12 protein-coding genes are annotated in these 8754 nt (G+C 64.8%); 6 read left to right on the top strand and 6 right to left on the bottom strand.

Annotation, left to right across the window (positions count from 1 at the left end; translation table 11 throughout):
• The 3 genes from VFV09_12285 to VFV09_12275 all read left to right on the top strand — a co-directional run.
• Positions 1 to 662 (top strand): cupredoxin domain-containing protein (locus VFV09_12285; protein ID HEU4868491.1); only part of this gene is annotated, 662 nt, incomplete at its 5' end.
• A 34-nt stretch (positions 663 to 696) separates the two neighbouring features.
• Entirely contained in the window at positions 697 to 1695 is a 999-nt protein-coding gene (locus VFV09_12280) for a cyclic nucleotide-binding domain-containing protein (GenBank protein HEU4868490.1), read from the top strand.
• 7 nt (positions 1696 to 1702) lie between these two features.
• Positions 1703 to 2548 (top strand): MBL fold metallo-hydrolase, encoded by an 846-nt coding sequence (locus VFV09_12275; protein ID HEU4868489.1) that lies wholly within the window; start codon positions 1703 to 1705, stop codon positions 2546 to 2548.
• A 4-nt stretch (positions 2549 to 2552) separates the two neighbouring features.
• Here VFV09_12275 and VFV09_12270 read toward each other — a convergent pair whose 3' ends face one another.
• The 6 genes from VFV09_12270 to VFV09_12245 all read right to left on the bottom strand — a co-directional run bounded on the left by VFV09_12270 (position 2553) and on the right by VFV09_12245 (position 6947).
• Entirely contained in the window at positions 2553 to 4217 is a 1665-nt protein-coding gene (locus VFV09_12270) for a peroxidase family protein (GenBank protein ID HEU4868488.1), read from the bottom strand.
• 199 nt (positions 4218 to 4416) lie between these two features.
• A complete protein-coding gene (locus tag VFV09_12265) occupies positions 4417 to 4803 on the bottom strand; it encodes a hypothetical protein (GenBank protein HEU4868487.1) in 387 nt (128 codons plus the stop codon).
• A gap of 397 nt (positions 4804 to 5200) precedes the next feature.
• Positions 5201 to 5716 (bottom strand): hypothetical protein, encoded by a 516-nt coding sequence (locus VFV09_12260; protein HEU4868486.1) that lies wholly within the window; start codon positions 5714 to 5716, stop codon positions 5201 to 5203.
• A gap of 19 nt (positions 5717 to 5735) precedes the next feature.
• Complete coding sequence (locus tag VFV09_12255) at positions 5736 to 6122, bottom strand: VOC family protein (GenBank protein ID HEU4868485.1); 387 nt, start codon at positions 6120 to 6122, stop codon at positions 5736 to 5738.
• 76 nt (positions 6123 to 6198) lie between these two features.
• A complete protein-coding gene (locus VFV09_12250; protein HEU4868484.1) occupies positions 6199 to 6747 on the bottom strand; it encodes a dihydrofolate reductase family protein in 549 nt (182 codons plus the stop codon).
• A 74-nt stretch (positions 6748 to 6821) separates the two neighbouring features.
• Positions 6822 to 6947: a hypothetical protein gene (locus tag VFV09_12245; protein HEU4868483.1), complete on the bottom strand. Its 126-nt coding sequence runs from the start codon at positions 6945 to 6947 to the stop codon at positions 6822 to 6824.
• 377 nt (positions 6948 to 7324) lie between these two features.
• Between VFV09_12245 and VFV09_12240 the strand changes: the two genes are divergently transcribed.
• The 3 genes from VFV09_12240 to VFV09_12230 all read left to right on the top strand — a co-directional run.
• Positions 7325 to 7996: a response regulator transcription factor gene (locus tag VFV09_12240; GenBank protein HEU4868482.1), complete on the top strand. Its 672-nt coding sequence runs from the start codon at positions 7325 to 7327 to the stop codon at positions 7994 to 7996.
• A complete protein-coding gene (locus tag VFV09_12235; protein HEU4868481.1) occupies positions 7993 to 8388 on the top strand; it encodes a hypothetical protein in 396 nt (131 codons plus the stop codon). The genes VFV09_12240 and VFV09_12235 overlap by 4 nt, the downstream gene beginning before the upstream one ends.
• Positions 8372 to 8754 (top strand): hypothetical protein (locus tag VFV09_12230; protein ID HEU4868480.1); only part of this gene is annotated, 383 nt, incomplete at its 3' end. The genes VFV09_12235 and VFV09_12230, both read left to right, overlap by 17 nt.

Genomic DNA, 8754 nt, shown 5'->3' with positions numbered 1-8754 from the left:
CCGCCGGACCGCTCCTACCGATGATCCCCGAAGGGTTCGAGCCGTTCCTGGCGATGATGGCCGCCCCGTTCCTGGTGGGGCTGGTCCTGCTTCGTTTCGCTCGAAAGACCGGAATCGTCTGGCTGGGGGTGGTCAGTCTGGCCCTCCTTGTTATGAACGCCCCGTTCACCGTGGATGCGATCAAGCACCCCGAGTCCCCCGCCGATTTTGTTCCCGTAACGATGTTAACCGTGGGCGGGCTGCTTGCGGTCATCGCAACCATTCCGGCGTTCCGGAGCGCCCGAGGCCGGCACGCCGACTCCGCATTCCCCAGGGTCGCCGCGGTGGCCGGCGTGCTCCTCGTGGTCGCAGCGATCGGAGGGTCCCTGGTGGCCGCCGGCGGCGTCACGAGCGACGCACCGGCCGACGGCAGCCTGATCGTCGACATGGAGAACTTCGAGTTCGGCCCGCGAACCATCACGGCGAGCAGCGGCGAGGTCAGCCTGTACGTGGCCAACAACGACTCCGCCCGCCACACGTTCACCGTGGACGAACTGGGGGTAGACGAAAGCATCGCCCCGGGGCAGTCCAAGCAGATCACGTTCGACGCCGAAGCCGGCGAGTTCCGCTTCTACTGCAAGCCCCACGACCCGGGCATGGAGGGCGAACTGAAGGTCCAGTAGGGTAGGCAAAATTACGAGCAGGAGGAGGCAGGCCGTGCGTATAGAGTCGTCGGTCACATCTATCACCTGGATACCGTCCGAAGCAATCCAGGGAGTGCTGTACATGAAGGCTCCGTTCGACCTGGGCGTGACCCACTACGACTCCGCCCCACCCGACGTGGTCGACGACCTGATCGCCCTCCGGGACGCCGACCGGTTCCGGTTCGCCAACCAGCTGAAGGCGTGGGTGGAGGTAAAGGACGGCAAAATCGACTCCTACGGGTACTCCGGCGGCGGCCTGATCGGCTCCACGACCATCAAGCTCGGCCCGGCGGGCGTCACCGTTCCGGCGGTGCCGCTGCCCGACCTGCAGCGCAACCCCGAGGTCAAGGGCGACTCGGTTCGCTTCGTACAGTCGGCGGGAGGCCGGACCGGTATGCCGGCCCCCCGCCGGGTGCGCCGCAAGCCGTACGTGCAGTTCGCTGCGCCGCTGGCCTGGACCACGCTGGCTCTGACCATCCATGCCGACGGCTCGGTCGAGCACGAGCTCGTCGGCGCCAGCAGCTTCCCCCGCCACTGGGTCTACGACGAAGACGGCAAGCTGGCGGCCAAGTCGGGCCTGATCAACTTCGAGAACTGGATGCGGGAGGCGTTCGGCAAGCACACGCCGTGGGGCGACGAGGAGTCGCCGGCACTGGTCACCGCAGTCGAGACCGCTCTGGAGAGGGAGCTGTCCGGCAGGATCATGAAGGGAGGCGCCAAGCCAAAGATCAGGGTCGTCAAGAAGGGCGATGCGCTGGTCACCCAGGGCGAGCCGGGTCACGAATTGTTCCTTCTCCTGGACGGCGTGCTGCGCATCGAGGTCGACGGCGAGCGCATCGCCGAGGTCGGCCCGGGGGCGGTCCTCGGGGAGCGGGCGGTGATCGAGAAGGGCTACCGGACCTCGACCCTCGCAGCGGTCACCGACTGCCGGGTGGCGGCGGTGCCGGGCGACCAGATAGAACCGGAGGTGCTGAAGCAGCTCGCCGAGGGCCACAAACGGGAGGAAGCTTGAGGGCCGGGTGCAGGTACCGATCTGCGGGGTTCGGGGCAGCACACCCGCCCCGGGGGCGGAGTTCGTCAAATACGGTGGGAACACCTCGTGTGTCGCCCTGGCCAGGGACGGAAAAGGCCCGAAGCTGGTGCTGGACGGCGGGACCGGTCTGCAGAACCTGACGAGGGTGATGAACGGCCGGCCGTTCCGCGGGACGATCCTGCTGGGCCACCTGCATTGGGATCACACCCACGGGCTGCCCTTCTTCTCGGCCGGCGACCGTCCCGACTCCCGGGTCCGGGTGCTGATGCCGGCGCAGGGCGTCAGCCCCGAGGAACTGATGGACCGGTTCATGTCGCCGCCGCATTTCCCGGTTCGGATCAACGAGTTGCGGGGCGACTGGCGGGTCGGCGAGCTGGAGGCCGGGGACCACACAATCGAGGGTTTCGAGGTCACCGCCCTGGAGATCCCCCACAAAGGCGGCCGGACCTTCGGCTTCAGGGTGACCGACGGAGTGTCGACCCTCGCCTACCTGTCGGACCACCACCCGATCCAGTTCGGCCCCGGGCCCGAGGGCCACGGCGAGTACCACGAGACCGCCTACCGGCTGTGCGAGGGGGTCGACCTGATGATCCACGACGCCCAGTACACGGTGTCCGAGTTTCCCAGCCGATCGAACTTCGGCCACTCGACCATCGACTACGCCGTCGGCCTGGCGGAGGTATGCAAAGCGAAGCGCCTGCTGCTGTTCCACCACGACCCGAGCCGTACCGACACCGAGCTGACCGAGATCGTCGGGTCTCTGGAGTCGGGCCTAACGGTTGAGGCGGCCACGGAAGGGACGGTTCTGGAGCTGGGAACAGACTCCCAGTAGTAGATCAGCCCCTCAGGTGTCCGGCCGGCTTCCAGTCTGCGTTCCGGAAGCTCACGGTGAACTCCTGGCCTTCCGGCAGGTTGCGGTGCACCAGCTGGGACAGCGTTGACAGGCTCATGATCTCCTCCCACCCGACGGGGGTGAAGGTTTCCTTGTTGAACACGTTCTCCGCCAGAAGGGGGTTGGTCAATGCCTGCGAGAAGGCGTCGATACCCACCAGCCGTCCGATCATCGGCGGAAGCGCCGAGTTCTTCCGCAGGTCCTCGGCGTGCATCCCGACGTAGAGCTCCAGGTTGTCGACATCCTTGCCGTAGTGCTTCTCCAGGCTTCTGATCACCTCCGGTTTGCTGCTGATCTGTTCGTAGCTGGTGGCCCTCGGGTACTTGAGGAGCTCCCGGTAGTCGTTGTAGCGCCTCAGCTTGTTGTCCCGGCCGAGCCTAACGCCGGCCAGCTCGGCCGGAACCAGGACATTGGCGGTGTTGTGGAGCCCGAGGTCCGTTGCCTTTTGGGTCGAGGCATCCTGAAAGATGCTGCCCAGGCCGTGGTTCGTGATCATCGGGTTGTTGTAGCGGGTCTCGCTCAACTCCATGGCCACCCCCCGGTGGTTCAGTCTGTCGGGCAGCATGCTGTGCCAGCGGTAGGCCAGGTTGAACTCCACGGTCATCCAGTTCTGCCGGTACCACCTGGACTTGGTGTAGCGCCCTGCGTCGGTTATGAACTTGAAGTGGTAGGGAGTGATGTGGTTGATGTATTCCTCCATCACGATCTTCATGATCTCCACGGTGGCGATGTTGCGGGCTGTTTCAAACAAACGGTCCGAGTCCCAGCCGTTGTAGGACCTCTCCAGAAGCCCGACCAGCCGGTTGTGCTCTCTCAGGCAGAGGATGTTGAACATGGCGTAGCCCGGCTGGACGTTGGATCGCTCGATTTCGGCGCCCATAGCAAACAGCGTTCGTTTGCGCTCGTCGTCCAGGTCCCAGCCGGAAAGGGCCTTTCCTCCCGGGGAGCGCTGCAGGTGGGGCAGCCCCTGAAACTCGAGTTTTGGTTGTCTCGACTCGTGGTTGACGTACTCGGGGTACTCCTCGCCGTTGATCATCTGGGACTTGAGCCGGCCGGGCTCTTTCGACGACCTCAGCAGCATGGTGTGCTCGGGGCGTAGCCCGTAGACGCCGCACAGGTCGATGTGGTGGTTGGACGTGACCTTCCTGTTGTTCGTCCGGTCGGTCCGGAGGAACCCATCGGCGAACCACTGCACGAAGTGGGGGAACAGAACGGTCGACTTCAAGGACTGCGTACCCGCGCCCCGGCGGGTGAACAGATCGGTCAGCGCCTCGTCTCCGGGCAGCTTGCTTTCGAAGTCGCCCACCGGCGAGAGGGTGATCTTCAGGTGGGGTTCGTCCGTCAGGGGCTTGAAGTTGAGCGGCGGCAGGTGGAGGCCGGCGTAGTTGCGGTCGATCAGCGAGTCCCACGACGTGTAAGGCGTTTTTGCGCTGAACGGGTAGGGCCGGGGGGGAATCTTTTGGGCTGCGTTGTTGATCAAGAACTTGTTGGCGAAGCTTCGGGAGCGTTCATTTCGTTGAACCGCACCCCACAGCGGCTTGCAGCTGGTGAGGATACCCAACTCAATACGGTTGCGGAACCCGTCCTTCGACTTGTCCCTGCCTGCCATCGCAACGCTCCCTGCCGTCGGTCAGCCTGCCCCCCGCCGGGGCCCCTACATCCTGTTCCTGCCAGGCGGCGCTTCCAAGGGGCAAACAGCCTCAGGTGTGGGGGGAAAACTACCCATTTTGGCGACGGGCGCCCGAACGCAATACCACGCCCCGGCACCCGGGCGGGGGCGAACGCCGGAGTGCTGGATTCGGTGCGGACTATGCCGTGGTCTGCTCGGATCGGCCGAGCGCAGCCTGACGGAACAGCCACGCCGAACCGGTGAAGAGCACGATGAAGAACCCGGTCAAGCCCAGGATCTCGAGCGGTCCGCTGTACGGCTCGCCGAGCTGGGCGACAAGCGCGATCAGCCCGACCACTGCGTGAGCGGCCGCCATCGCGACCAGCGTGCGCGCCATCCCAAGCGGTCGAAAGCGAGCGATGAGGGCGCCGATGATTCCTACCGCCAGCACCCCCAGATACATCATGTTGGCGCGGTCGCCGTCCGCACCGATGATCCCAACACCGGCGGCCAGCCAAAAAAGGATGAATGCCGACGCACCTGCTGCGCCAAGGCCCAGTTTGTACGCATTTGTTGGGTTGATCATTCTCAGGTTCCCTTCTTATCCAAACGAGCGAGAAGTCATGTTCGAAGTGAAGGCTAGCCCGGCAGTTCGTCTATTCCGTCGGGAAGATGTCGAGATTTTGCATGGACTAGATCTCTCAGCCCCGCCGGACTCGGCGGTGACTGCCAATGTGCCCGAATCCTCACCAGTGTGCGCGCTTCCGCATTCGAGGGGGACGGTTCCCCGGCTCTCCCTAAAGGGCTCGACGCTTACGTGTCCGCAAGTGCAGGCCGGCGGGAACCGTCTGGTTCAGAGAGTCATGATTTGGTAAGCGGGTGGGTCGAATTGATTGAAGTAACTCACATGCGCTCGAAACCACTGCGTGCCCGCTCTTCCAAGCCCGGGAGTGTGCACCTACCGGCTTGCGCTCGACATCCCGTCAGCAGTCGAACACATACCAGCAGATGTCGTTTCTGAGCCGCTGGTCGTCAAGAACGAGCTCGCGAATCGCCTCCGGCAGCTGTTTCCTCTGCCACCGGCACTCGAGCCGGGCCGCGTCCTCTTCCTCACCCTCAGCCGCAGCCGAACGCGCCGCCTTGATGGCGTAGGCCGCCGCACCGAGCTCGTGTGCTGCGACATGCGCTACCACGGCCGCCTGGCCGGCAGCGAATGCGGCCTCCCTAGATGCCCCGCCCAAATCTCTGGCGGCCGCGTTCGCGTGGCCCCCGGCGGCGCGCGCCTCGGACATCGAGATCTCCCCGCGCACCCACGCCCGAGCCCGATCGATTGCCTGACGGGGGCGCTTGTCGGAGGGTTGCGCCGACTCGAATAGGTGCAAAACGTGCTCCGCGCACGCCGCGGCCCACAAAGCAAGAAGCCGATGGTCCCGGTCCGTGAGCGTCCCGCCGCGTCGGATAGTGACGAAACGAGGGTCGCGGTTCTTGGGGAGAATCATGCGTGAGTAACTGGCCTGCTCACTGGCCTTCCGGCGGCTGCCACAGCTCGACCTTGTTCCCCTCTGGATCCATGACCCAGGCAAACTTGCCGAACTCGGACTCGTCAATCTTCTCGAGCACGCTGCAGCCTTCTTCCTTCAAGACCTTGACCAAAGCGTGGAGGTTTTCCACTCGGTAGTTGACCATGAAGGGAGCGGCGCTAGGTGCAAACAGATCCCCTTCTTCCGGGCCGATGGACCAGATGGTTGTTCCGCCAACCGGCTTGCCTTCGTCGTCGGTCCAGGTGAAGGCGGTTCCGCCCCAGTCCTGGACGTCGATTCCCAGGTGCCGCTTGTACCACGCCTGCAGTGACGGAGCGTCCTTGGCCTTGAAGAAGATGCCGCCGATCCCAGTAACTCGCCTCATGTGACCTCCGTTCGGAACTCGTGAGAGCGGACCATGACCTCATCAGAATGTTCGGGGCAAGCGCCTCGACGGACGCTTAGCTTCTCGGCACATACCGCATCGCCACCGCCCCCGAGCCGTACTCCAGCCGGCTTACGAGCTTCAAGTCGACAGGCTTCGATAGCCCGGCGAACAACGTCGGCCCATGACCCGCCAGCCTGGGGTGAACCACGAACTCGTACTCATCGATCAATCCCATCTCCGTCAAGGCCAGCGGGAGCTTCACGCCTCCAGTGAACAGTCCCTCACCCGGCTCGCTTTTGAGCTGCAGAACGGCCTCCCGCAGATCGCCGCGCACGAGCTCCGCGTTCCAATCGACCTGGTCCAGGGTGCTTGACACTACGTACTTCTTTGCCGCGTCGATCGTCCGGGCGAAGGGTTCCATCCATTCCGGCCTGGCTCCCGCCTGCGCCGGAGAGCGCCACCCTTCCTCCATCATTTGGTAGGTCACCCGGCCAAAAAGCAGGGCATCGGCCCGCCCAATGTTCTCGGCCGCGCGACGGTGGAGTTCTTCGTCCGGGACGATTCCACGGTGATCGCAGCACCCGTCCAAGGTGACGTTGATGGAATACCGAAGGGGTCGCATTTCGCCTCAGAGTTTACTAATCGCCAAGGGGCTAGCTAACTGACCGCGTGTCAGCGGCACGTGATGACACGCCATCAGTTCGGGAACATCATCGTTACGATGACCGCCCACACGCCGTACAGGATGAGTCCAAACACGGCCAATCTGAACAAGGCGACGACGGTCTGGTTCTGGGTTGACTCCGCGATCTTCTTGCTCACCGCTAGCTCGGTCAGAAACGCATTTACCTGAGTCCAGCGGATCCGCCCAATTGTGGAAGATCAGAAAGCGCTCGATCCAGTGCCGGTACGACTCTGCGGTCCGCTTGGAGTAGTGGCGAGCCGTCAGCACGCGGCGTGCTCGAACGATGGCCTGATCTTGCGGCTTCCCGACGACTTCCAGAGCCGGCCGGCTTCTTTCCAGGGGATTGCCCATATCCATTCCGATCTGGGAAAGTCTCGACTTCCTCAGACAGTAGATCCCCGGTACGACAGAACCGGGTCGATGATGGGCTGAAGGATGAAGATTCCTTCATGTGGGCATCACCTTCTCATCACGGATCTGTTGCATCCTGGGTAGCGGGACGGAATGGAGGCCCATGGCAACTCGCGTGCTGCTGATCGAGGATGATCCCCGGATCCAGGAGGTCGTGGAGCGGGGACTCACCCCTCGCGGGTTCGTGATCACCTGTGCCTCCGACGGCGTTTCCGGCGTGGAACTGGCCATCAAGCTGCAGTCCGACGTCGTGCTCCTGGACCTCATGCTCCCCGGCAAGTCCGGGCTGCAGGTGCTCCAGGAGATCCGGGCCGTCAAGCCGCGGCTGCCGGTGATCGCCCTCACCGCCCTGGACGACACAGGGTCCAAGGTGGGCGGATTGGAGGCCGGCGCCGACGACTACGTCACCAAGCCTTTTGCCATCGAGGAGCTCGCCGCCCGCATCCGGGCCCGCCTGCGCAACACGGACGAGTCAACTACCGTACGCTCGGGCGACGTGACAGTTGACCTCGTCACCCACCGGGCCTTCGTCAACGGGGAAGAGGTCCAGCTGTCGGCCCGGGAGCTGGCCCTTCTGGGAACCCTGGCCCAGCACCCCAACCAGGTCCTGTCCCGGGAGCAACTTCTGCGCATCGTGTGGGGCATCGACTTCGACCCGGGCTCCAACGTGGTCGACGTCCACGTGGCCGCCCTGCGCCGGAAGATCGGCTCCACCCGCATCGACACCGTCCGGGGCACCGGCTACCGGTTCGTGCCGGCGAAGGAGGCGTCGTGAAGGTTGCGGTGGGCGCCGCGGTGCTCGCAGCGTTCGTCCTGGGCCTGGCGATAAGCGGAGTGGTCGGCCGGGTCCCCTCGGCCGCCCAGTCGGACACCATCAACTTGACGAGCGACGCACCGGTGGCCACCCCGACCCCGCCGGTAGGCCTTCCCGGCGACCCGGAGAAAGTCTCCCGGCACGTGGAGTCGTGGGACGACAAGGGCGGCGACCGAAAGGACGAAGACTCCTCCGGCAGCGGCTCGGCCGAGGAACAGGCGACGGTCCCGGCGCCCGCCCCAACCGAGGATCGGGAGGACAACTCGGGCAGGGGCTCCCGCAACTCCGGGAGCGGCTCGGAGAACTCGGGCTCCGGCTCGATCGACTCGGATCTTCGTGGCGAAGACGACTAGAAACACCTCCCTGGCGTTCCGCCTCCTCAGCATCTACACGCTGGTGGTGGTGGCGGCACTGATGATCGTCGCCGCACTGGTGGTGTACCTGACCCGCCAGCAGCTGATCCGGGAGCTGGACCGGGACCTGGTCAACACAGTCGAGCTGTTCGAGAGCGGCCCGGGAGCCCGGGTGGCCGCCCCGGCCGATCTGGAGGCCGCCTCCCGGGACTGGCTCTCCACCACCCCGCTGCCCGGCAACGTGAGCGCGCTGGTTCGCCTGCCCTCGGGGACCCTGCTGGCGAGCACCGGCTCCTCCGACGTCCGTTCTTCCGCCGCCGGACGCAGGCTGCTGGCCTCCGACACGCCTTCCGGCGATCGTTTCAC

The sequence above is a fragment of the Actinomycetota bacterium genome, assembly GCA_035759705.1.
Taxonomy (GTDB): Bacteria; Actinomycetota; CADDZG01; order JAHWKV01; family JAHWKV01; genus JAJCYE01.
This window is presented reverse-complemented; position numbering and strand designations above follow the sequence as displayed.

Excerpts from the sequence above, each read along its gene's own strand:
- VFV09_12270 (HEU4868488.1), bottom strand. The coding sequence starts at position 4,217 with ATGGCAGGCAGGGACAAGTCGAAGGACGGGTTCCGCAACCGTATTGAG.
- VFV09_12265 (HEU4868487.1), bottom strand. The coding sequence starts at position 4,803 with ATGATCAACCCAACAAATGCGTACAAACTGGGCCTTGGCGCAGCAGGT.
- VFV09_12260 (HEU4868486.1), bottom strand. The coding sequence starts at position 5,716 with ATGATTCTCCCCAAGAACCGCGACCCTCGTTTCGTCACTATCCGACGC.
- VFV09_12255 (HEU4868485.1), bottom strand. The coding sequence starts at position 6,122 with ATGAGGCGAGTTACTGGGATCGGCGGCATCTTCTTCAAGGCCAAGGAC.
- VFV09_12250 (HEU4868484.1), bottom strand. The coding sequence starts at position 6,747 with ATGCGACCCCTTCGGTATTCCATCAACGTCACCTTGGACGGGTGCTGC.
- VFV09_12240 (HEU4868482.1), top strand. The coding sequence starts at position 7,325 with ATGGCAACTCGCGTGCTGCTGATCGAGGATGATCCCCGGATCCAGGAG.